The sequence below is a fragment of the Paenibacillus sp. 2TAF8 genome, from assembly GCF_052114825.1.
Classification (GTDB): Bacteria; Bacillota; Bacilli; order Paenibacillales; family Paenibacillaceae; genus Paenibacillus.
Window position 1 is genome coordinate 17,902 of the sequence record NZ_JBFRFN010000025.1, and the last position, 23,986, is coordinate 41,887.

At 47.1% G+C, this 23,986-nt stretch carries 16 protein-coding genes; 14 read left to right on the forward strand and 2 right to left on the reverse strand.

All coding sequences use genetic code 11. The features are described from left to right. The first annotated feature begins 419 nt into the window (after window positions 1–419). Both AB4Z30_RS25465 and AB4Z30_RS25470 read left to right on the forward strand, forming a co-directional pair. A complete protein-coding gene (locus tag AB4Z30_RS25465) occupies window positions 420–1,391 on the forward strand; it encodes an ADP-ribosylglycohydrolase family protein (RefSeq protein WP_441930231.1) in 972 nt (323 codons plus the stop codon). A 171-nt stretch (window positions 1,392–1,562) separates the two neighbouring features. Beyond that, window positions 1,563–2,846: an MFS transporter gene (locus AB4Z30_RS25470; protein ID WP_441930232.1), complete on the forward strand. Its 1,284-nt coding sequence runs from the start codon at window positions 1,563–1,565 to the stop codon at window positions 2,844–2,846. Between the two features lie 84 nt (window positions 2,847–2,930). On the opposite strand, the gene AB4Z30_RS25475 is transcribed toward AB4Z30_RS25470, so the two are convergent. Beyond that, complete coding sequence (locus AB4Z30_RS25475) at window positions 2,931–5,411, reverse strand: galactose-binding domain-containing protein (protein WP_441930233.1); 2,481 nt, start codon at window positions 5,409–5,411, stop codon at window positions 2,931–2,933. A gap of 466 nt (window positions 5,412–5,877) precedes the next feature. Here AB4Z30_RS25475 and AB4Z30_RS25480 point away from each other — a divergent pair, with 466 nt between their 5' ends. The 7 genes from AB4Z30_RS25480 (at window position 5,878) to AB4Z30_RS25510 (ending at window position 15,995) form a co-directional block, all read left to right on the forward strand. After that, window positions 5,878–6,810, forward strand: coding sequence for an alpha/beta hydrolase (locus AB4Z30_RS25480; protein WP_441930234.1), 933 nt, complete (start codon window positions 5,878–5,880; stop codon window positions 6,808–6,810). A gap of 236 nt (window positions 6,811–7,046) precedes the next feature. Beyond that, window positions 7,047–7,226: a hypothetical protein gene (locus AB4Z30_RS25485; RefSeq protein ID WP_123062654.1), complete on the forward strand. Its 180-nt coding sequence runs from the start codon at window positions 7,047–7,049 to the stop codon at window positions 7,224–7,226. 126 nt (window positions 7,227–7,352) lie between these two features. Further along, window positions 7,353–8,051 (forward strand): RNA polymerase sporulation sigma factor SigK, encoded by a 699-nt coding sequence (gene sigK / locus AB4Z30_RS25490; RefSeq protein WP_090915017.1) that lies wholly within the window; start codon window positions 7,353–7,355, stop codon window positions 8,049–8,051. Window positions 8,052–8,254: 203 nt separating this feature from the next. Continuing rightward, complete coding sequence (locus tag AB4Z30_RS25495) at window positions 8,255–9,307, forward strand: Wadjet anti-phage system protein JetD domain-containing protein (RefSeq protein WP_441930235.1); 1,053 nt, start codon at window positions 8,255–8,257, stop codon at window positions 9,305–9,307. Then, complete coding sequence (locus tag AB4Z30_RS25500) at window positions 9,280–10,809, forward strand: replicative DNA helicase (protein WP_441930236.1); 1,530 nt, start codon at window positions 9,280–9,282, stop codon at window positions 10,807–10,809. Before AB4Z30_RS25495 ends, AB4Z30_RS25500 begins: the two co-directional genes overlap by 28 nt. Continuing rightward, a complete protein-coding gene (locus AB4Z30_RS25505; protein ID WP_441930237.1) occupies window positions 10,799–11,569 on the forward strand; it encodes a DUF6063 family protein in 771 nt (256 codons plus the stop codon). Before AB4Z30_RS25500 ends, AB4Z30_RS25505 begins: the two co-directional genes overlap by 11 nt. Continuing rightward, on the forward strand, window positions 11,553–15,995 hold the full coding sequence (locus tag AB4Z30_RS25510; protein WP_441930239.1) for a chromosome segregation ATPase: 4,443 nt from the start codon (window positions 11,553–11,555) through the stop codon (window positions 15,993–15,995). The genes AB4Z30_RS25505 and AB4Z30_RS25510 overlap by 17 nt, the downstream gene beginning before the upstream one ends. A gap of 239 nt (window positions 15,996–16,234) precedes the next feature. On the opposite strand, the gene AB4Z30_RS25515 is transcribed toward AB4Z30_RS25510, so the two are convergent. Then, window positions 16,235–16,840 carry a TetR/AcrR family transcriptional regulator gene (locus AB4Z30_RS25515; protein ID WP_441930240.1) on the reverse strand — a complete coding sequence of 202 codons (606 nt, stop codon included), beginning with the start codon at window positions 16,838–16,840 and terminating at the stop codon, window positions 16,235–16,237. Between the two features lie 284 nt (window positions 16,841–17,124). Here AB4Z30_RS25515 and AB4Z30_RS25520 point away from each other — a divergent pair, with 284 nt between their 5' ends. From AB4Z30_RS25520 to AB4Z30_RS25540, 5 genes are all read left to right on the forward strand, one after another. Next, window positions 17,125–18,558: a 4-hydroxyphenylacetate 3-hydroxylase family protein gene (locus tag AB4Z30_RS25520; RefSeq protein ID WP_441930241.1), complete on the forward strand. Its 1,434-nt coding sequence runs from the start codon at window positions 17,125–17,127 to the stop codon at window positions 18,556–18,558. A gap of 38 nt (window positions 18,559–18,596) precedes the next feature. Beyond that, on the forward strand, window positions 18,597–19,754 hold the full coding sequence (gene ssuD / locus AB4Z30_RS25525; protein WP_441930242.1) for an FMNH2-dependent alkanesulfonate monooxygenase: 1,158 nt from the start codon (window positions 18,597–18,599) through the stop codon (window positions 19,752–19,754). 173 nt (window positions 19,755–19,927) lie between these two features. Continuing rightward, on the forward strand, window positions 19,928–21,004 hold the full coding sequence (sfnG, locus tag AB4Z30_RS25530; RefSeq protein ID WP_441930243.1) for a dimethylsulfone monooxygenase SfnG: 1,077 nt from the start codon (window positions 19,928–19,930) through the stop codon (window positions 21,002–21,004). A gap of 113 nt (window positions 21,005–21,117) precedes the next feature. Continuing rightward, the gene (locus AB4Z30_RS25535) at window positions 21,118–22,323 is read left to right on the forward strand and encodes an acyl-CoA dehydrogenase family protein (protein ID WP_441930244.1); all 1,206 of its coding nucleotides are present in this window, start codon (window positions 21,118–21,120) and stop codon (window positions 22,321–22,323) included. A 258-nt stretch (window positions 22,324–22,581) separates the two neighbouring features. Further along, a complete protein-coding gene (locus AB4Z30_RS25540) occupies window positions 22,582–23,940 on the forward strand; it encodes an amino acid permease (RefSeq protein WP_441930245.1) in 1,359 nt (452 codons plus the stop codon). Window positions 23,941–23,986: the final 46 nt, after the last annotated feature.

Below are 23,986 nucleotides of genomic sequence, written 5' to 3' on the forward strand. Positions count from 1 at the left end.
TTAATCTGGGAAAAAATATGCGTTGAATCTAATAAAACCGTAACACAGGACGAAGAATAGGGTCAAGAGTGTGATGATTGTTAACATTGAAAATTTTCACATATATGACTTGTTTTCAGAAAGTGAGAATTCTCGCAAACCGTTAAGCCCTTTGCATGTAAGCGGTGTACTGGATGAACTGTTTTTTCAATACGAAAAAAATAATAAAAATTGTTGAAAAAAGGATCTTATTTGACCATTCAACAGCTTTCGACACGTTTATAATGGAAGAAATGAATCAGCATACTTTGTTTAATTTGCTTTACGTCAGATCAGCGCATGTGGGAAAATAAAAGAATAAGCTTGTAAAGCTGGTAGGAGAGAATAGGGTTCGTAAATTTAATTGAGGAAGTACAATAAGGCTAGGAGTTGCCTGTTGGATGAGTGACGTGAAGGAGGAAGAGAACATGCTGCAAAGAGATCGTTTTGAGGGCTGTTTGGTCGGGCTTGCAGTGGGTGATGCACTGGGAACAACGGTTGAATTCAGCAGTCCGGGCACATTTGAACCTGTTACGGACATGGTCGGCGGCGGAGTGTTTGGATTAAAAGCGGGAGAGTGGACAGACGATACATCCATGGCCCTTTGTCTGGCGGAGAGTCTGGTACGTCAGCCAGACTTTGATCCGGGTGATCAGATGCGCAGGTATACGAACTGGTACAAAGTAGGATATATGAGCAGTACAGGGAACTGCTTTGATATTGGCGGAGCAACGCGAAGTGCACTGGAACGATTTGCTCGAACTGGGGAGCCTTACAGTGGATCAACTGACCCGATGACAGCAGGCAATGGCTCCATCATGAGACTGGCTCCAGTTGCCATGGCTTACGCATCTCAACCGGAGGAGGCCGTTTATTACGCAGGGCTGAGTTCACGGACAACACATGCCGCAACGGAAAGTGTAGAGGCTTGTGAAGTGCTGGCGGCTCTTCTTGTGGCAGGAATTTATGGAATGGACAAGGCCGCGATGTTATCTCCAAAGACGATGAAGCGCTGGCGTGCGGAGAGTAGGGCATCTTTTTCACCTGCTATTGAAGATGTGGTTATGGGATCATATCAACGCAAAGAACCGCCGGAGATTCAAGGAAGTGGATATGTGGTACGTTCTCTGGAAGCCGCGCTTTGGGCGTTTAACAAGTCATCCAGCTTCGCGGAGGGTGCACTGCTCGCGGTTAATCTGGGAGATGATGCGGATACAACCGGCGCGATCTATGGACAGATTGCAGGTGCGTATTACGGACGTAGTGCGATTCCCTCACATTGGCAGGATAAGCTGGCGATGAGAGATACGTTTGATCAATTAAATGAGGCATTATGGTTAAAAGCGGCAGGAGATACCATGAGAGAGAATTAGGGAGTTCAATAAGAAAAAGCAAGGGAATTTCACGCAGGGGTACCGGGGCACGTTAAGGGAACTTGACGTAGCAGGGGGCGAAAAAGTGTTAAAAGATGCGCTTCAGTAAGTTTCAAGACACGCCTTAGATAAAAATATAGACATATGAAGGATAGGAGCAGAGAACACATCATGAGCAGGACAGAACATTCACGAAACGATTCAACAGATGAACGGAATGAATCCGCGAGTACATCACAGGCACCGGCATCTGGTAAAAGAAAACCATTCCCCTTATCGCTGTTATGTTTGACGATTGGGGCATTTGCTATTGGCATGACTGAATTTATCATTATGGGTTTGCTGCCTAATGTGGCAATGGACCTAAACGTAAGCATTCCGCAGGCGGGACAATTAATTACCGGGTATGCACTAGGCGTAGCCGTGGGTGCACCCATTCTAACGGTATTCACACATAAGATTCCGCAGAAAAAACTGCTGGTGCTGCTGATGTGCATTTTCATAGTAGGTAATGCCCTGTCTGTCATCGCGCCTACGTATGGGCTGCTCATCTCGGCACGTATTCTGACGGCATTTGCACATGGTACGTTCCTCGGTGTAGGTTCAATTATGGCTACCAAGCTTGTCACACCAGATCGACGGGCTGGCGCGGTGTCGGTCGTACTTGCCGGACTAACCATCGCCAATATTATTGGTGTACCCTTTGGTACGTTTATCGGTCAGCAGCTTGGCTGGCGATCTTCTTTTGGCGCGATTACGATTCTGGGTATCGTTTCACTGCTCGGAATTATTCGTTTCATCCCGGTTATTCTGCAAGGTACACCAGCTAACCTGGGACAACAGTTCCGCAATCTGATCCGCCCACAGGTATTGCTTGTGCTGCTTATCGGAGCAATGGGTTGCGGAAGTTTGTTTGCAGTTTTCACCTACATTACGCCGATGCTGGTTGATATTAGTGGCTTTGCGGAGAAGAGCGTAACCTGGATTCTGGTGCTCTTTGGCTTCGGTGTCACACTGGGGAATATGGTTGGTGGTCGTCTGGCGGACTGGAAGCTTATGCCTTCACTGATTGTGAACTTCGGTATTCTTGCTGTGCTACTCGCTGCATTAACGCTGACACTGCACAATCCGGTGTTGGCGGTAATCACGATCTTCTTCTGGGGTGTCGCAGCCTTTGGCATTATGCCGGGACTCCAGCTCCGCATTATGAATATGACGCGTGAAGCTCCGCTGCTGGCGACGACATCCAGTCACTCTGCGTTTAATCTGGGGAATGCGGCCGGGGCTTATCTCGGCGGATTTGCCATTACACATACAGGACTGATATCAGTGCCAATCTATGCCGCAGTAATTGCAGCCCTTGGCTTGCTTGGATTGTTACTCAGCTTGTTTAAGCAGGATAAGGAATCTTCACCGGAAGGTGCAGATGGTATTCATCCCGTATCGGTGCATTAAATTACAAATTATAGACTAATGATAATGAAGAAAACCTCAGCCTCTTGTTATAAACAAGAAAACTGAGGTTTTTTCTACTGTATTTTAATAGATTTCAAGCTCGTTAATTCGAACATAGGTTGACTGATGTGAAGGTCCCCTGTTAGCGACGACACGTACCTTAGAGGTGTTTACTGCTGCAAAAGTATGTGATCGAGTCGTCTCCTGGTTGCCTGTGACTTGAACGAGGTTTACCCAGCTTGAACCATTCCAGTATTGCAGGTCGTAGTTGGCAAGGACATAACCTGTGGTTGTATATAGATCGATCCGCTGAATGGAACTGGATGCAGGCAGATCAAGAGTGACATATTGCGGTAATGATGAATTACGATTATTTGCCCAACTATAACTTTCCCCAAGTGCCGTGTTACGGTCGCCGTCATTGATTCGGGCTGTTGAGTACCCCGGATAGGTGGAGGATGCGGTTATGGTGGCATTTCTCGCAAGGTTCTGCCCGGTTCCCGGATTGGTAGGGTTTTTCACCAATCTTACGAGATTCCAGCGTAGCTCAAAGAGTTTGAAAGATTTATTAAATACAGCGCCTTCCCCTTTCACGAGCGCATCAATGGTAAGGGACATGGTGCTTGGCACACTGTTGCTACTTGTCCACTTTCCTGTGGCCTCAATGCCTGCGAACACACTGACCTCTAATATTTTCTTGCCTGCAATTTTCAAACTCACTTCAGCTTTGGCTCCTGCCCAAGCCGTGACTTGTCCTTCAATTTTATGTGTGACGGTAAGATAACGGCTCACATTGCTATAAGGCTTGATTTGTACAGGAATATAGGCCCGTGTTTTACCTTTTACACCTAGAGTGACGGTATACCCCTGATCCACTTGGAATTCAAATGTGACATTGCCATCGATACCGATGACAAGGAATACCCCAACGGATACGGAGCCCAGACTGCCTGCACCGATATTGAAGCCCATAATCGGCACTTTAACTTCTTTTTTGAATTTGGCATCGCCTTTAATGTAGACGTTCGCTTTCTCGCCTGCAGTGAACTTCAGATCATATTTTCCCCAGAAACCGTATTTTCCCGTTACTTTGGGTGCGATCAATGTAAGTTTGCCGCCTGCTTCAACGTAAACTTTGTTGCCGTTTGAATTTTGTTGATTCACCAGCACTTTTTTGAAGTCGCAGACAAACTCGTTGCCTGACTTTTTGCAAGTTGCAAAATCACCTGCTCCAGCGGTGCGAATAAGCTCATTCATATCGATGGCGTTTGCATCAGTGATGTCTGCGGAATTTGCTTGATTCAAGTCTGTGGTAGCTTCTTCCCCCTCAAGGATCGAAGTTTCGTCGTTTTGATGGATTGAAGCTTCGTCTCCCTGATTATTTAAGGTTTCGTTATTCTCATGAATCGAAGTTTCATCGCTCTGCTCGGATGTAATGTCACCGACTTCTATAGGATCGATAGCTGAGAAGGCATCATCGGCAAGAATATCTGGATTCGAGAGGTTTGTATCTTGTTGAATTGTGTTGTCGATGTTGAAATGTTTGATCTCTTGGTCTACATTGATCTGCTCATCGGACACAGATAAAGCACCAAGCCGCTCATTGCTTTCCAGCACCATGTCCAGGTCAGGCATGACAATATTTCGCTCTTCCAAAGAGACTTCCTGCTCAGGAATATCATAATAATCAAACAGTTCATCTACACCAGGCGTGGTGTAATCTACCAGTAATCCATCTCTACTTTTGCTGGTGCTCGCGACTTTGATTGCCCGGGCAGAGGACTCATCCAGGAAAATCTGACCCGGAGAAAGCTGGCCGCCAAGTTGAGCAACTTCTCGGGAAGTCAGCTCAATAGAGCCCTTATCTTCCACTGTTTCGAAGACAGAATTGACTAGAGGAAGTTTTTTTACGATGGAAGATGGCATAGGTTGCGTTGGCTTTAATTGATAATCTACCTGTTCAAACTGGCCTGAGGATGTAATTGGATTACTGACACCCAGGCCGTCTTCCGAAATGGTAAATGTAATGCGGAAATAAGCTTCCGCAATGGGGGCATCCACATTTGTTTTACCTGCCCAGATCCAACGTGCACTGGTTTCTTCCGGCATACCTTGGATTTGTTTCCAAGGGTCAATTCCATAACGTCCAAAGTCTGAGGCGCGTGCCCAGGATGTATCATCGAATCTTGGTTGTTCCCAGCCCTCAACGTATCGGTCAGATACTTTCCAGTTGAAGTCAGTAACCAGATTTTCATCTTCATAACTGAGATCTGCCAGCAGTCCGGCATACGAACCCCAGTCCTTGGCTTGAACCGCAATAACATTTGTACCCGGTTGGATGGGGACAGGGAACGTATAGGCTTTGGTCCAATCATCCCCTTTACCTGCTTGTTTGCCGTTTACAAAAAGTGAAAATTCATTGTCGGCTGTTATGTATAGTTTTCCCTCGTTGTTAGAAGCAGAATAGGCATTGGTAGGCCAAAGACCGACAAGTAAAGGCAGCAATAACGTGAAAACCAAAAATGAGGCCCATGTTTTTTGAATAGATGAGCGAAGTTTGTTCACAATCATTTCCCTCCCAAGAAATAGTTGATTTGCAGAACGATCAATCATGCCGCCTGACTTGGTGAAATAAATGCCTGTAGAGCAGAAAAAACGAGAAAATATTGTAATTTGGTATAGACACCTCCTTGTTTGAGATTATAATAAGGTAAAATATTCAATTTAACAACAGTATTTTACATTTTTCATAGAGTAGTTTTGTTCGAAATGAGAAGCTGAATTCTTTACTTGATATAAAGATAGATTACGTGTAGATACAATATGTCGAATATAGTTGCAAAAAATGGATAAATAAGTTTAAATATACTATATAAGTAATTATCCGAAACGTAAGTCAAGTCAATTCTACAATGTTCAACGTAATCTAACCTCAGGATTTATGACGGAAGGGAGGTGGTGGATTTATTTGTAAGGGCTTTCATGACAGAGGTATTGCTTGTGATTAACCCAATTGAGAGGAGAAAAGTGAATGAAGAAACGTAGTTCTATCCTTTTAAGTCTTTCTATGGTTGTTGCTATGCTTGCTCCAACGATGGCGTCTGCCACGGAATCTAGCGAAATTTCTGCTCAGAACACTGCATATGAATCCACCAATGCTTCCAACAATGAGGTGAACAATACTCTGAATTCTACGCCGGTTGTACCGGCACCAGCGGGGTATGATAGCTATCGGAATAACATTCCGCACGGGAATATGAACCTCATTACCTATAATTCTACGACGGTTGGCAATGCACGGAAAGCGATGGTGTACACGCCGCCTGGATATTCACCTAATAAAAAGTATAGCGTGCTATACCTTCTGCATGGTATTGGCGGGGACGAGCACGAGTGGGCTAACGCGATGAAACCGAAGAACATTCTGGACAACCTGTATTCGGAAGGAAAACTGTCCCAGATGATCGTCGTTATGCCGAATGGCCGTGCGATGAAGGATGACCGCCCGGTAGGTGATATTTATGCACCGGATAAGGTCGCCGCGTTTGAACGGTTCGAGCAAGATTTGCTCAAGGATCTCATCCCTCACATTGAGAGAAACTATCCCGTGTATAAGGATAAGAACAATCGTGCACTTGCCGGTCTGTCCATGGGTGGCGGACAATCTCTCAACTTTGGATTGAAGAATCTGGATACGTTCGCTTATGTAGGTGCCTTCTCGGCAGCTCCGAATACGAAGCCTGTGAACCAATTGATCACGAATCCTGGACAGGCAGCCAGCAAACTGAAATTGCTCTGGATTTCCTGCGGAGGAAGTGATGGCCTGCTGTGGGTGAGCCAGAACTTTAAAAATGGTCTCAGCAGCATGAACGTTCCACACATTTGGTATCAAGATGTAGGCGGACATGAGCCAAAAGTTTGGAACAGTGGCCTTTATCAGTTCTCGCAACGCATTTTTAAATAGTACACCAGCTTCCATCCAAAAGTAATCATCTGAACGTTCCGTCCACACGATTCTTTAATAAGAGTGTAGCGTTAAGGGGAGCGTTCGGATGAGCGTAAGCCTCAGGCATGTCTTGTACATGGCCTGAGGCTTTATGTATTTTTTGGGTGTAACAGATTCAGATCGGAAGGGTAAATAGTATAGTATTGGATGAGACGTACATAGGTAGTTTCGTGAAAGAGGAGGAGCCGATTACTATGTTTTATTATAAAGGTGCATTTCGGGAAACGGATAACGTTATTTATTTTAAAAGCGAAGTTCCGCTGGTGCAGCATGATGTGATTTTGTTTGGGGAGAGAACATATTTTATTGAAAGTGTGGAGAAAGAGTTTTTGCTACTGGAGAGAGTTGGTTCAGTTGTAACGGTGAGCGTGTAACGTGTTAATTTTGGTGCGGATTTAATGGTACGTGCACTTCTAGGCCTCTGCCCACATACAATAAATCGACCCTGTTCCCTTATGTGCTCAGGCCAGATCGTTGTAAAACTGCAGGAGGTGTCATCTGTGCCCGGATTGTTTACCGCAATAGCCCTGTTCATCAAAGAATTAACGTTACTCGTTTCATATGTCAAAAACAATGCGTTTCCTCAGCCGCTCGCTGAGGATGACGAAGCCAAACATCTGCGCCTCATGGCTGAAGGCAACGCCCACTCGCGTAATTTGCTCATTGAACACAATCTGCGCCTTGTGGCGCATATCGTCAAGAAGTTTGATAATACTGGCGAAGATCAGGAGGACCTGATTTCCATTGGAACGATTGGTTTGATTAAAGCCATTGAAAGTTTTCAGCAAGGAAAAGGCACAAAGCTGGCTACATTTGCGGCGAGATGTATTGAAAACGAAATCCTGATGCATCTGCGTTCCCTGAAAAAGACACGCAAAGACGTATCCCTGCATGACCCTATTGGGACGGATAAAGAAGGAAATGAAATCACACTCATTGATATCCTCGGCACCGAAGCGGATGATGTGGTAGATCGTGTACAATTAAAGATTGAAAAAAGTAAAATTTATCGCAATCTCGACATTTTGGATGATCGGGAGAAAGAAGTGGTCATTGGCCGCTTTGGCCTAGAGGCTGGCGGAGAAGAGCGCACGCAGCGCGAGATTGCCAAGGAGCTTGGCATTTCACGCAGTTATGTTTCCCGGATTGAGAAACGCGCACTGATGAAGCTGTACCATGAGTTCTATAAGCAAAAATAGATGTGAATTGCAGAAGTACAAAATAAATAGAAGGGCGGCCTTTCGTGATGAAGGAGGGCGGTCCTTTTTCGTATTTGCATGCTTTGTAATCGACTAGACAATGGTTCCGGTTTGTTACAATAAGGTTTGAACTCTGGCATGGAGACAAAGGTTTGTTATACTTAAAGGATTATTACAGACTCATCACGTCAGGAGCTTTTCCCATGAATATCAAGCAAGCGATAAAAGAGCATCTTAGCCGTATGAAAAAAGCGACAATCACTCTTGAAGAATTGGAAATGCTGTTTGTCAGCATGAAAGCCGATGCTCACAGATTTGCTGAGGTGGTCGTTGAACTGGAGAAGGAAGAAGTGATGAAATCGGTGAAATCTGCAGGTCGCACCATAAAACAGCCGTCACTCTCCTACCGTTATCGTGTAAATAGACCGGTTATTATGAAGCAGCATAATCGTCAACTGCAACAGTATCGATTGAATATTCATTCGGCGATTCAACTGGATAGTTATTTTGGCTTGCCGGAGCAGCAATTTGAGGCAGATCGACCGTGGATTGATCGTATCGATCAATTTCTCAAAACTGAGGGTTTGCCGTTATCGACAGTTCCAGCGCCAGAACGGAGTTATCAGCTTACAGGAAATGAAAAGTGGATTACAGATCTTGGTGGAGCTGCACTGTTAAAGCGACTTGGTCTGTGGGACTTGCTCTGCATTCATCCGGTATCCGATCCATTAATGCTGGCAGTCAATCCCTCTATGTTAACGGAAGCTCTACCTTTGCGATGCATACATCTGGTTGTGGAAAATAAAACGACATTTCAGGCGTTGCTTCCTCTGTTACCATCCAGTGTATTCAACACATTGATTTACGGCTGCGGCAACAAAATTACTGGCAATCTTGACATGTTCCGGCTGCAATATCCTGTCCCCCATCGTGAGCATCGCTTTTTTTATTTTGGTGATCTTGATTATGAGGGAATCCGCATCTGGTATGAAGCAAACAAGCAACAGGTGATGATTCCGGCACTTCCCTTCTATGAAGCTTGCCTGGAGCAACCCTATGTACTGGGAAAAAACAATCAGCGAAGAGTGGATCAGGCCATAGAGGCATTTGTCTCATTTTTTAACCCGCAAAAGCAGGCTCAGATCAAATACTGCCTTCAAGCAGGAGGATATTATCCGCAGGAAACGTTATCATCGCAACAATTGCAATACATATGGAGGAGTGAAGCATGGAAGCAATGGATCGATTCGAAATAGATGACACGTTGTCTGACTTTCAGGAACGTATGTCGAAGGTGGCTTTGTTTGATCCTTTATTTGAGTTGCAACGAAAGAAACAGTCTGATGAAAATGGACAGCCCATTGAGATGATGGAGCTTGGTTTACTAACCTTGTTATTTTTCTTTGAACATAAGCTGATGAGGAACACGAAGGTGGGCGTGAAGGACTTGGCTCAATATTTAATGCGTGTTTCGGAAGGGCTGCTAAAGGTAGACATTTCGCAATGGGAGTATTTGGCGCGTGATATTATTCAGGTTTTTCGTCCGGCTTCAGGTAAGAAGCGCGAATTCTCGTTTTTTAATTGGGAATCCGGGGAGCGGCAGACAATATACACGTCTATTTTGAGAGCGAATGCTTTTGATTCAAAAAGTAACACCCAATTTTATGCGCTGGATGAGGATGGGTTGGAACTGGTGTTTGCTACAAAGGAGTTCTATTCGGAATTCCAGCTTTCCATTCACCAGCTAGTCCTGCGCAAGCAGCTTGAAAAAGGTGAGTTTCAGGGAGCGTTGCGACAAATTAATGAAATGCGGGTAGACGTTGAGTCTTTGCAGGAGCGGATGGTAAAACTTGAGCATGAAATCAAGCGCAGTATCGTATCAGAAGAGACATTGAAGCGGTACAGCAGGCTTCTGGAGGACATCTATGCGCGTTTGCAACGGGAAAATGAAGAGTTTGATGAGCTGAGACAATTTGTAAAAGAAACACTGACACGTCTTTATGCAGATACAAACCTGGAGAAGCAGGAGCGCGCTTATGAGCTGATTTTGCGCATATCCAATCAGTTGGAACGAGTTCATGCCGAGCACTCAGGCTTGCTGCAGCAGTGCATGAATCTCAAGAATCACGCTCTGTATTCCGCGAAGGAGTCACTGTATTATACGGGACTGAACTCTTTCAATTTTGAACAGGATGTTGCAGGGCTGGTGTTTGGGCTGCCGTTGCCGCTGGAGTCGATGAAAGGGGTGATAGCCCCTTTTATGAAGCTGGGGCGGATGCGAAGCTGGTCGCTGTTGACACTGTTTGCGGAACAAAACATGATCGGTGGTATGGGGGAGCAGACGCCGCGGGAAGATAGCTTCCTTGAGGCTGCCGATGAAGAAAGCGATCTCCAGTTCGCATTGCGTCGAGGAGCCTTTTTTATGGAAATTATGAACTTGCTTATTCAGGAGCTCCATGAAAAAACGGAAATCGAACTGCAGCAGTTTATCGCACGGATGGGTGAGTATGGACGAGGACATTGGCTGGATCGGCGCAGTTTTTATGATTTTTGGTTGATTTTGCATCAGCGAAGTCCTGTTCGGGTGTTGTCGATGGAGCAAAAGCAAGATAACAATACCGGGTTGGAGGACGTCTTTGGTTTACTTGGCCATAGAGTGCTGGTTGTTTGTGAGTGCTCAGGTATAGTTGAGACGGGGACACGCTACCAAATCCAGAATATGAAGCTGAAATGGGGGGACGAGCAAGGTGAACTATAGCTACAAGAATGAAACGGTAATGCAGGCGTTCCGACTGTATTCACAGTTGGCACTGAATGGGTCCGTAGATAAGGAGCGTTTGCAGGATTATATAGCGGATGATGAAGTCCGGGGACTTGTCGATCAGTTTGCCGCAGAGGTTGATTGCGCTGTGATTGTAACGAGTGATGAGTTATTTCTGATTCCGCTCGTTCGTTTGTCGCCGTTTCATATGAGCAATGATTACATGAAGAAAACCTACCTGCGTTCCTCTGCGGTTAATGCAGACCTGTATCTAATGTACATGGCCATCATTGTATTTATCGGGGCTTTCTATGACAGTTATCAAAGTTTGGAGCCTACGAGGAACTTTATACCTCTGGATGAGTGGTCTGTGCTGATGCAGGAAAGAATTGAATTGCTCAAGGAGTTTGAAGAGGAGCAGCTTAAAAGCTACGAGGTTGAGTTTTCTTATCATTGGTCCGCTGTCATTGAAAAATGGGATACGATGGATGATATTAAAGAAACGGTTAAACGCCAAACGGGAAATACGATCAGTCGTCTCAGCTTTCTTGATACGGTAAAGCGTTTTCTGCTGGAGCAGCAGCTGGCTGAAGAGGTTGGTGCAGGCGAACTGGCCTTGACTGAAAAAACCAAGATGATTGTGCAGCGGTATTTCATGGAACTGGAATATAATCGGGGGATTTTGAATTTTCTTTACAATCTGGATGAACGGAAAAAAGCTGAGGGGGAGGATGAGGGGCATGCCGTCGATCGCTAAAATCAGGTTTACTCATGTGCTCTATGAAGGTGGAAACAAAAGATATAATGATGAGATATTTTGGTTTGACGGTCATAATGGTGCTATTCTGCTGGAGAATGGCGGCGGCAAAACGGTGTTTATTCAGACAGCACTGCAAGCGATGCTGCCGCATACGGAACTGGCAGGGCGCAAGCTCAAGGATACGCTTCTTCTGGAAAATGGCCCGGCTCATGTCGCCATCGAGTGGATTCTGAATGACAAGCCGCGCCGCAGATATGCGATTACGTGCGTCAGCCTGTTCCTCAACGCGAACGGGGTTGACTCTTATCGTTACGCCTACGAATACGGTGAGCATGATGCGCACGGGCTGGAGCATGTTCCGTTCGTCAGGGAGTACATGGGTAAGACCAGGCCAGCGGACAAAGGGGAAATGCAGGAGTATTATTCCTCGATGGCACAGCGATTTCCGCTGACGGCTCAAACCTTTGGCACGCTCAAGGAGTATAAAGCCTATCTTGAGGAGAATTTCCATATCATTGCCTCAGAGTGGGAGGCTGTTGCCAAAATTAATAGCACGGAGGGCGGGATTGAGAACTTTTTCGATGATTGCAAATCGACCTCTCAGCTGTTTGACAGATTACTGATTCCAACGGTTGAAGAAGCGATGGAAGGTTTCGAGCAGGGCAGCTACGTAGACATTTTCAATTCACATCGTGAAGGCTTCAAGCGCTACAAGGAATTAAAAGAACAAATCGAGGAAAATAAGCTGATTTTACAGGAGTTAAGCCAGTATGTGCGGTTATATGAGGGGCTGCATCAGGCTGAGGAAGAATATGATGAAGCCCGCGCAGAGGCAAAGGCGTATCAGAGCTTGGCATGGCAGCAGCGAGAGGAGAAGCATAAAGAGCAAACCGGGCTTGCCGAGCGTTTGCAGCTTTGGACGATACAGCAGGAGGAGCTGCAGATGCAGCTAAAATCTTTTGATCTTGCGGAAGCCGAACAGGAGCAGTTTGAACTGGTGAGCAGTTTGGCTCAGCTTCAGGAAGAGACGGATATGCTGAACAAGCGGCTCCAGCAGGCTGCGAGAACTTTTTATTCACTGAAATATGCAGAACATCGCGTGAGCCAGGAAAGGGCGGAGGCGCGTCTGCAACAGGTGGAGCAGCAGCTTGCAAGGCTGGAACAAAGTGAGGACGAGCAGCAGCTTCAAGAAAGGTGGGAACATACTGGAGGAGAACTACGGACAGCTTTTGCCCGGGAGGACGAGGACATATCTGCGTTTTTGAAGGAGCACGATTCTATGCTCAACAGTCTGCAGAGTGAAGAGGAGGAAACAAAGAAGACCATGGAGCGGCTTAGTGCTGAAACCCGGAAATGGGAGCTGAAGCTGCTTGAGAAGCAGACCCAATTGGATGAAAAAAAAGAACAACAGCAAAAAATTGCTCGCGCGATCCTGGCCAACCCTTCACTGGAGAAGGTGGAAGAGCAAATACCAATCTGGTCTGCACGTCAGCAGCAACTGGAGACCAAGCGGATCGAGCATATACAGCAGATCAAGCAGATCACTGAAGAACAGGGAATCATTCGGGATAAACGTCAGGTACTGGAAGGGAGACTCCGCGAGACGGAGCGCGAGAAAGCCAGACTTGAGCAGCAACAGGAGCAGCGGAATGAGGAACATAATGCTGTTGTTCGTGAACTGGGTGTACTGCGTCCGAATTGGGAAATGCTGAACTCTGTATACGATAAGGAAGCCTCGATCACGGAGCGGCTTCAAGAAGGGATACGAAAGCGTCAGGAACAGAAGACGGTTTCGCTTCACAAAGAAAGACTTGCGTACCGTTATGTAGATGATTACAACGAGCAGGACGTATTTTTCGCAGATCCTGTCATTGAACGATTTGTGAAGGCCTGGAGCAGACAGCTAAGCTTGCTGCAAACGGGCACGGAATATGTGCGTGGGCTGAACGTTGGAGATGGGATTTGGGAACAGGTGGGGGATCGTCTGTGGTCGGTAACCCTGGTGACAACTCAAGGGGAGAAGCTGCAGCTTATGCAGAAGCTTGTGGCTGCAAAAGATGAATTTGCTTATCCGATTCGTGTGCTCAGCACGGGTGAAGCGGCGGCATTGATGCAAGGAAGTGGGGGGCAACGCTCCGAAGAGCAGTGGGTTGTTCCTACTCATTGGCAGGACAATGAAGAGGAGGCCGCCTTCCAGCAGTGGAAGACAAGTCTGTTGGAACGGGCTGAGCAAACAAGACAGGAACGGGAGAACAGGGAAGAGGAACTGATGAAATGGCAGCATGTTGAGCAGCATTTCAAGCAGTTTCTACGTAAGTACCCGCTCTCAGAATCCCAGGCTCTGGAGCAGCAGCTTCATGCGAGCCGCCAACAATTGATTCGTTATTCACAAGAACTCCAGCAGTGTGAACAGCGATCCAGGCACTTGGAAGAGTCAATAGACAAATACCGTACAGAGCTTAGTGAAATGCAGGATGTGATTCATCAGCTGGGAGTTTGGCTGAAGGAGGGGCACAGTTATATCATTCTTGGTGTGGATAGAAACAAGCTGGAGAAGGAGCTTGAGCCAATCAGGCAGCAGCTGTACAGCCTGCAAAAACAGCTTAGGACGAAAAAATATGGATTGACCCGAATCCACGAGGAACAGACGGCTGTGCAGCATGCATACCATGATGCCAATACGCGGCTGCAATTGTTGCGCAATGATCATTTATACCGGAAAGCGCAGGAATTCGCTTATGCTGATTCAAGCCGCTCAATGACAGAGCTGAAGGAAGAGTATAGCGTGTTGGAGCTGCAGCGCTCCGGTATCATGAAGGAACGCAATCATTTGGAAATGGAGCAGAGCCATGAGCGAGAAAAGCGGTCCTTGGCGCAAAAGGGCATGCTTGATTTGCTCCGTGAGCATTCGGATCTGGAATTGGATACGGCGTTATCTCTGCCTGTTGAACTGGAGAAACATAAGCAGGCTGCCTGGCTGCAAATCGAACGATATCGCGATGAATCTGTACATCTTATAGAACAACTGCAAAAGATGAAGCACGAGATACAAAATATTGAAGGGCGTATAACGATTTTAAGGCAGCAATTCAGCATACAATTTCCCGAGAAGCAACCCGTCCGGTTTGACAATGACTTGAAGACAGTTCAGTCGCGTCTGCAACAGGAAAATGAGAAGCTGAAGCAGGAGAAGAAGGAATGGCAGCAGCGAAGGGACGCCGTGGAACGTCAGATTCATGAATTGGATCGTGTGCTGCAGCTATGGGATAAGCATACCCTTGTGCACCGACTTCATGATGAACGTATACCTTCTGCTCATTTGGAAGAGCGTCGTGTGCTGGACTTTACCTATGCTCGATTGGAGCTTAGTGAACGTGCTGTTACGGGGCTTCAATCCTGCTTGCAAAGGATGGAGCGAGAGCAAGGCATCGTTCACAAAGGCAAGGACAGTTTTAAAAATTTTTGTATTTCCCGGATCAAGGATGTAAAGCTGCGGCAAATGGCCATCCAGGGGATTGAACTGAAGCTGTTGTATAGTGAGGTTACTGAATTCAGAGAGACGATGGAGACGAGAATCCAGAAGGCGATTCACATCATGGAAGAAACGATCCAGACCTATGACCGTGATCTGCAAGAGTTTATTCAGCGGATTCACACCCATATGAAGCGAATTGTACAGGAATTGAAGGAATTGCCCAAGAAAACTCGGATCAAGTCTGCTGATGGGTGGAGGGAGATTTTCAGCTTTTCCATCCCGGAATGGGAGGAGCAGGATGGCAAGGATCGCATCCGCAGCTATATGGAATGGATTCTTTCTCAGTTGGAGAGTAGTCCATTTAACGCGGAGTCCGTGCATTCACAGGATGGTGATGTACGCAAAAGATTGGAAAAATGGCTCGATTCAAGACAGCTGCTTCAGGTTGTATTGAAGGGTGAGGCGATGAAGGTCAGCTGCCGCAAAGTGACAAATGACCATCAGATCACGAAAGCGTCATACTCATGGGAACAATCCAACCGGTGGTCAGGCGGAGAAAAGTGGAGTAAAAATATGACGTTATTCCTCGGGCTATTGAACTACGTTGCTGAGCGTCGTCAATATATCAAGGCTAACATGAAGCTGCACCGCACAGTCATTCTGGACAACCCATTTGGCAAGGCGTCCAGCGATCATGTGCTCAGTCCTGTATTCTTTATTGCCGAGCAGCTGGGATTTCAGATTATTGCCTTGACCGCACATGCAGAGGGAAAGTTTTTGCAGGACTATTTTCCCATTGTATACAGCTGCCGTCTTCGAAGCACGATGGATGCCTCCAAACAAATTATTGAACCAACCAAGCGGGTTCAGCATGCCTATTTCCGGGACCAAGCCCCTGAGACGCTGGAGCGGATTGATGCACAGGTAAATCAGATGGAGCTGTTTTGATATATCGGGTCATGGATCTGCTTTAAAAAGAACGAAGATGTAACAGGAATATGCACGTACGTTTACGCGATATAACGCAAGGAGGAAAAAGTCCAATCTCTGAATCTCTGATACACTCTCATTATAGTAGACAGTAGAAAAAACACTACGTTTACTCATGATGGGGGTTTTTCCCATGTCCAAAAGAAGTCCATTTTTTGTTTGTAGTCAGGCAGGGTCAGGAATGGGGAACGTGTCTCCTAAGCCTGAGCGCCCATGGCCGTGTACACACCTAGTCGGGCAAGACGGGTAAGCTGCAAAGCCATATGATGGGGAGAGTAAATTTTGTTGTTTTCAAGCCATTTATGAATGATTCCGCTGGTGGAGAAGCTGAGATGATCCAGTAAAATGTCAAGCGGTACCTGAACCTTTTGATTTAGTCCGATTCGAGTTATCCGTTGAAAAAAATGGGCTTTAATCATCTCATTCAACCTTGTACTGAAATTGCCAACAGGATTGATCAGCAGCATGACCCGGTAGAACTCATCATGCTCAAAGATGTGTTCAAACAAGACCGCAAAGATCGGGTCAGGCTCGGCAAAGGAGGGAACCACGTCCATGTCAACACAACGTTTGTTGAGCACATCGTCCAGCAACTGGAATTTCTCATTTACAATGGTATCCAGCAAATCTTCCTTGTCTATAAAGTGGGCATAGAACGTTGAACGGTTGATGTTGGCTTGTTCTGCGATGTCTACCACACTGATGTCTGAGTATTTTTGCTTGGCCATAATGGTCAAAAAGGCTTCGGAGATCATGACACGAGTTCTGTGAATTCTTCGGTCCATACTTCGGGATTCATTCACTTATATCACCTCAAATACAACAAAATGGGATGGAGTGTTGGTTAAGCAACATCGTCTAGATCCGTATTTAAAGCATCCATGGGAATGAGCTTACAATTCAGTCACCTCCAGATAAAGCCAAATTGTAGTTTATTTTGACGTTTCCCAACAGATCCAGGATTTATGTTTGGTAACCGTCAAAACTCGGATGATTGATTGTTGCGCTCCAATGGATATTAGCTATGATAAACAATAAAACATAGCAAATCAATCGGAAAAATAAAATTTGATTAAGAGGTGACATTTTGAGGGGAGACACTTTCATATCCAGTCTGGAGGATGGGCGACGTGTCTGGCTCGAAGGGCAGCAGGTCAGGAATATTTCCGAGCATGCGGCTTTTAAAGGCACACTGTCTACCATAAGGCAGCTATTTAACATGCTGGATGATCCTCTTCAACGGGAGCAAGTAGGCTATGCTCCCGATGGACAGGAGCGATATGCACACAGCTCATTTCTCGTTCCGTACACAGCAGCCGAGCTGAACAAGCGCAGTCAGTCCTTTGCAGTTTGGTCTTCCAGTACCAGCGGCATGATGAGCCGGTTATCTGACTATGCCCGTTCCCTAGTCACCGGGTGGTATGCTGCCCGGCATGAATTATCCGAACTGGACCCGCGATTCGTAGACAAAATCAGTACCTATTACCACGAGGCCAGAGACCGCGACCTCTTTCTGACGACAGCCATTATTGATCCCCAGATTGATCGTTCCAGCGGGCTGGATGATCAGCGGATCGCAGAGCGATTTCTCCATGTGGTGAAGGAAACTTCCGAAGGCATTGTGGTCAGGGGAGCCAAGATGATTGCGACAGGTGCACCGTATACGCATGATTTTCTCATCTTTTCGTTCCTGCAATTTCAGACCCGGCATCAGAAACATGCTCATGTCTTGATCGTACCCGCGAATTCACCAGGACTGCATATTGTGTGCAGGGAGTCGTTTGCTGATGCCAGAGAACGTAACCATCCACTCAGTGCACGATACGATGAGATGGATGCCGTCCTTTTTTTCGATGATGTCCTGATTCCGTGGGAAAGGGTGCTTCTCTATGGAGATTCGGACAAAGTCCTGAAACTTCGCGGGAACCGCACAGCCAATGGACTGGCCTTCCACCAAAATGTTGTGCGCTTTGTAGCCAAGCTGGAATTTGTCACAGGGGTGGCGTTTGCAGTAGCCGAGTCCATTGGCGTCACCGGATTTCTGCATATTCAAGAGAAACTGGGGGAGCTGCTGACACAGATTGACGTGATCAAGGCACTGATTATTGCAGCGGAGGCGAAAGCTGTGCCTGATGCGGCAGGTGTGCTCGTTCCTGATCTGACGTATGTGGAGACGGCGCGAAATTTGGGGACCAAATATTATCCACGGGCTGTCGAGATACTTCAACAAGTTGGTGCAGGGGGCTTTGTTCAGACCCCTTCCGGAATTGAGGACTTCTACGGTCCGATTTCCGAACTTATGCATTTGTACTTTGAAGGGGCTGCGGTGAGTGCCGAGAAAAAAGTGGAATTGTTCAAACTGGCCTGGGATCTCATCGGTAGTCCGCTCGGTGCAAGACATCTGTTGTATGAAAAATTTTATGCAGGTGATCCGATCCGTGGGCTTGCATCCCATTACGTTCGGCATGACAAATTGTCGTTAACAGCTCCTGTCTGGAAGCTGATTCAAGAGAAAAGCTAGAGCAGAGTAGCCATCATATGAACAGGAGGAGAGAAAAAATGGAATTGTTTTGGTTTATCCCGACACATGGGGATGGAAGATTTCTGGGCACAAGAGAAGGCGCCAGAGCAGTGACCTATCACTATTGCAAGCAGGTAGCACAAGCCGCCGATGAACTTGGGTTTGCAGGCGTGCTGCTGCCTACGGGAAAATCCTGTGAAGACGCCTGGATCGTTGCTTCCTCGCTGGTATCGGTAACGGACAAGCTGAAATTCCTGGTCGCTGCGCGTCCGGGGCTGATGCTGCCTACCACGGCGGCACGAATGGCAAGTACATTGGATCGCTTTTCCAAAGGAAGACTGCTGATCAATGTTGTAGCCGGAGGTGACCCGATCGAGCTTGAGGGGGACGGGGTATTCTTGGATCATGATGAGCGCTACGCATTGACAGATGAATTTCTAACCATATGGCGCAAGGAACTGGCTGGCGAAGAAGTCGATTTTGACGGCAAATATTTAAAGGTCCACGGCGGAGCGGTTCTGTATCCAACCATTCAGAAGCCTTATCCTCCGCTTTATTTTGGGGGCTCCTCTGATGCTGCCATGGAGGTGGCAGCCGAGCATGTGGATGTATACCTGACTTGGGGTGAACCGCCTGACCAGGTAGAGGCCAAGATCAACCGAATGCGAGAGCTTGCTGCCAAAAAGGGAAGAAGTTTGCGCTTCGGCATCCGGCTTCATGTGATCGTTCGTTCAACCGCAGAAGAGGCCTGGCAGGCCGCGAATGACCTGATCTCTCATCTGGATGAAGAGACCATTGCTTCCGCCCAGAAGATCTATGCTCGCATGGATTCCGTCGGTCAACAGCGGATGGCAAGTCTGCATAACGGGGATCGTTCCAATCTGGAGATCAGCCCGAATCTGTGGGCAGGCATTGGGCTGGTCAGAGGCGGTGCCGGTACAGCGCTTGTAGGCGATCCCGACCAGGTTGCAGAGCGAATGAGGGAGTACGAGGCATTGGGTATTGAAACCTTCATCATGTCTGGGTACCCGCATTTGGAAGAAGCCTACCGTACTGCCGAGCTGTTGTTTCCGAAGCTGAATTATGCACAATACGGGAACAACGGCGAACGGTCATTTATCAGTCCTTTTGGCGAGATGATTGCCAATAATACCCTTCCTGATCATGTGGTAAAAGCGCCTGCGGCTTCCAAATGATGCTGTCTGCTCTTTACGATATCTCTATTTGAAAACATCATATTCTGGCCGATTAGACGAACTAAAGGCACCTCACATGTATAGGTTGAAGGTGTCTTTTTGTTGTATTCCGCTCTGGTAGAGAGGGCCTTGGTCCTTACCTATAATTCATTCCATTGAAGAGGTGATTGAACATGTCTATGCAATTTGCGTATTGGGTTCCTAATGTAAGTGGCGGTCTGGTTATCTCCAGCATCCCGCAAAAAACAGGCTGGTCATTTGAGGATAACGCAAGGTATGCCAGGATCGCAGAAGAAGCGGGCTTTGATTATGCGTTATTGCAAACCAGATTTATGGCCAGCTACGGGGCTGAAAATCAACTGGAAGCCATTGCACTGGCCTCTGCACTCGCTGTGGTTACAGATCGTTTGAAGCTGATAGCAGCTATATTGCCAGGGTTATGGCATCCCGGTCCGGTAGCCAAAGCGATCACGACGATCGATCATATCAGCCAGGGACGGGTTGCTGTAAATATTGTCAGCGGCTGGTTCAAGGGAGAGTTTCATGGATTCGGAGAACCGTGGCTGGACCATAACGAGCGTTATCGTCGCTCCGAAGAGTTCATCCGTGTGCTTAAGGAGCTGTGGACGCAAGACAATGCCAATCACCAGGGTGACTTTTACCGTATTCATGAAGCGCCACACAAACCCAAACCGACTGTAATTCCCCCTGTGTTTCAAGGAGGAAATTCAGCGGCTGCACGCGACATGGCTGCACGAGTCTCGGATTGGTATTTCATGAACGGGAATACCATCGATGGTTTCCGTACCCAGATCGAAGATGTGACTGAGCGGGCTGCGTCTTATAACCGCAAGCTGCGATTCGGAGTCAATGCATTTGCCATCGTGCGGGATACGGAAGAAGAAGCGGTGGAGGTACTGCGTCAAATTATTCGATATGCTGACCCCGAGGCGGTGGAGGGCTTCCGCAGTCAGGTCCAATTTGCAGGCAAAGCATCCCCTGAACAGGAGGGAATGTGGGCGAATTCCAATTTTGACGACCTGGTGCAATATAATGACGGGTTCAAAACAGGTTTGATTGGTACCCCGGAGCAGGTGGCAGACCGCATCATTGCGTTGAAAAAGATTGGAGTAGACCTCGTCCTGATCGGCTTTCTTCATTACGATGAGGATATTCAGGCTTTCGGTGAGAAGGTCATCCCGCTGGTTAAAGAGAAGGAGGCTGCGCTGAGCCGGGTTACGGCTACATGAGCAGACCATCGATTTTTGATAGACGTAATGCAATGAAGTAAATTGAATTGGCACATCTGTATCCGTGTTATTGAGGGATGAATTTTTATTTTAATTAGAGGAGAGATGACGCAATGAGTATTCAATCAAACACGATTCACACCCTGCCTGACTATGAGCAATTGAGAGCTGAAATTCGGGGCATTGTCGACGAAGCCATTAAACCACGTGCAGAGCTGATTGACCGTGAGGGACGGTTCCCGCGTGAGAATCTGGCCGTGCTTGCCGAGAACGGGTGGAATGGCGTGCTGATTCCCGAGCGCTTTGATGGACGGGGACTGGATCATGTTGCCTTTGCGATTGCGGCAGAAGAAATTGCCAAGGGATGCCCTTCAACCTCACTGGTGTATGTCATGCATGTCGGAGCCGTTCAGACGATAGCCCTCTATGGAAATGAGGATCAGAAGGAGCGCTGGCTAAAGCCGGTGCGCAATGGGGCGATTGGTACGTACTCTACTAGCGAACGCGCTTCGGGAGGTCACTGGTGGTTTAATTTCAGCGAGGCTTCCCGGGACGGAGAGGATTACATTCTGAATGCCGAAAAGTCGTTCACGACAAGCTCGGGACAAGCTGATTTTTATGTGACCCAGACCCGCACGCCAGGAGCACAAACGCCGACAGATGTGAGCTTTTTCCTTGTCGATGGACAACTGGAAGGCATTACTTCGGGGGTCTGGGATGCACTCGGGGTTCGGGGGAACCATAGTGGCCCGATCACATACGAAGGCGTCCGGATTGCAGCCCAGGATAAGCTCGGTACGGAGGGACAGGGACGCGAAATTCTGGAAAGTGGTGTATCCCCCGTATATCTGATCGGTCTGGGCTCCACCTGGCTTGGAGTTGCCGAGGCAGCACTTGAGGCTGCGTCCGAATATGTGAAGGGCATGGTTCATCGCGACTTTAACAAGCGTTTGGCTGATTACCAGATCATCCGCCAGCAGTTGGCTGAAGTGAAGGTGCTGATCTCCAGCCTGAAGCCGTGGCAGTTATCTCTTGCGAAGCAGCTGGATGAACTTCAGGCACAGGGAAGACCGCAAGTTGAGCTGTTCCTGCCGCTGGTTGAGTTCAAAATTCATGCTGCGGAAGTTGCTAACAAAGCGACCAAAGCAGCGCTGGATGTTACCGGAGGTTATGGTTATAAAAAAGGCGTGTTTGAACGCCTCTTCCGTGATGCACGTGCAGGAATCGCCATGGGTCCCTCCAACAACATTGCCAGAGAGTGGATTGGAAAATCCCTGGTCGGTTTGCCGCTGGAGCTGTGGTACGAGGGAGGGGATTGATTCCCGCAACAAACTGAATAAGGTTAAGCAACTTCAAGCTGCTGTCTGTATCATACAGGCGGTAGCTTGTTTACATTCCACTGACCTCGATAAAAATTGAAGTCATATACGCTTCGAAATCTGATTCATTATAGAAATAATCAAAATAAAAATAATCAAAAAGAATGATAGGTATTCAGGGAAGATTATTATATATTAGATGGTATATTATTTTGCATCAGAGAGAGAGAAAGCACAGAAAGAGAGTGGTGGTGTACCATGCAGCAAGAAACATTAACAAGGGGTCTGAAAAACAGACATGTACAGCTGATGGCAATTGGAGGGGCGATTGGAACGGGGTTGTTTCTCGGGGCGGGCAAAACAATCCAGCTAACCGGTCCATCCATTCTGCTGGCGTACATCATTACAGGCATTGTCTTATTCCTGATCATGAGGGCGCTTGGAGAGCTGCTGCTGAGCAATTTGCAATATCATTCCTTTGTGGATTTCGTGCGTGATTACCTGGGAAATATGGCGGCGTTTATTACGGGCTGGACCTATTGGTTCTGCTGGATATCCATCGCGATGGCTGATATTACGGCTGTTGGTTTATACACGCAGTTCTGGTTTCCGAACGTACCTCAATGGATGCCGGGACTAATTGCCTTGGTCATTTTGCTGGTGATGAATTTGGCTACGGTCAAGCTGTTTGGGGAGATGGAGTTTTGGTTTGCCTTGATTAAAGTTATCGCTATTTTGGCACTTATTGTAGTTGGTTTGTATATGATCTTTACAGGTTTTACAACCAATCAGGGCTCAGCAAGCTTTACTAACCTGTGGAGTCACGGGGGCTGGTTTCCGAATGGAATGCATGGCTTCATTATCTCGTTTCAGATGGTCGTTTTTGCATTTGTGGGGATGGAACTCGTCGGATTGACCGCAGGAGAGACGGAAAATCCCGAAAAGGTCATTCCAAAAGCTATTAATCAGATTCCGATTCGGGTACTGCTTTTCTACGTGGGTGCTTTGTTCATTATTATGAGCATCTATCCTTGGAGTGCGATTTTGCCAACCGAAAGCCCGTTTGTGCAGGTATTTGCCGCAGTGGGGATTGCGGCGGCTGCTGGTGTGGTGAATTTCGTAGTGTTGACCTCCGCGGCATCCGCATGTAACAGTGCGATTTTCAGTACAAGCCGGATGATCTACTCCATGGCGAAAGATCAGAACGCCCCTGATTCGTTTGCGCGTGTAAATAAAAGGAAGGTTCCAGCCAATGCGCTATTTTTCTCCACGATTGTCATCTTTATTGCGATTGTGCTGAACTACATCATGCCGGAAGGGGTATTCACACTGATTACCAGTGTATCAACGGTATGTTTTATATTTGTCTGGGGAATCATGGTGATCTGTCATTTCAAATATCGTCGTACGCAGCCCGAACTGGCAACTCGCAGCCGCTTCAAACTGCCGCTTTATCCGTTTTCAAACGTTTTGATTTTAGCTTTTCTCGCGTTTGTGCTGGTGGTATTGGCACTGGCTGAGGATACACGGATGGCGTTATTTGTCACGCCAGTTTGGTTTATCCTGGTTGCCGGGATTTATCTTTTTAAGAGGAGAAACTTGGGTAGTAACAACTAGCAGAACCTAGCTTCGTTAATGAATAGACCCGCCCAATGCTGATTGG

Coding starts and splice junctions, on each gene's coding strand:
- AB4Z30_RS25510 (WP_441930239.1), top strand. CDS start 11,553: ATGCCGTCGATCGCTAAAATCAGGTTTACTCATGTGCTCTATGAAGGT.
- AB4Z30_RS25540 (WP_441930245.1), top strand. CDS start 22,582: ATGCAGCAAGAAACATTAACAAGGGGTCTGAAAAACAGACATGTACAG.
- AB4Z30_RS25495 (WP_441930235.1), top strand. CDS start 8,255: ATGAATATCAAGCAAGCGATAAAAGAGCATCTTAGCCGTATGAAAAAA.
- AB4Z30_RS25480 (WP_441930234.1), top strand. CDS start 5,878: ATGAAGAAACGTAGTTCTATCCTTTTAAGTCTTTCTATGGTTGTTGCT.
- AB4Z30_RS25535 (WP_441930244.1), top strand. CDS start 21,118: ATGAGTATTCAATCAAACACGATTCACACCCTGCCTGACTATGAGCAA.
- AB4Z30_RS25485 (WP_123062654.1), top strand. CDS start 7,047: ATGTTTTATTATAAAGGTGCATTTCGGGAAACGGATAACGTTATTTAT.
- AB4Z30_RS25465 (WP_441930231.1), top strand. CDS start 420: ATGAGTGACGTGAAGGAGGAAGAGAACATGCTGCAAAGAGATCGTTTT.
- AB4Z30_RS25470 (WP_441930232.1), top strand. CDS start 1,563: ATGAGCAGGACAGAACATTCACGAAACGATTCAACAGATGAACGGAAT.
- sfnG (WP_441930243.1), top strand. CDS start 19,928: ATGTCTATGCAATTTGCGTATTGGGTTCCTAATGTAAGTGGCGGTCTG.
- ssuD (WP_441930242.1), top strand. CDS start 18,597: ATGGAATTGTTTTGGTTTATCCCGACACATGGGGATGGAAGATTTCTG.
- AB4Z30_RS25500 (WP_441930236.1), top strand. CDS start 9,280: ATGGAAGCAATGGATCGATTCGAAATAGATGACACGTTGTCTGACTTT.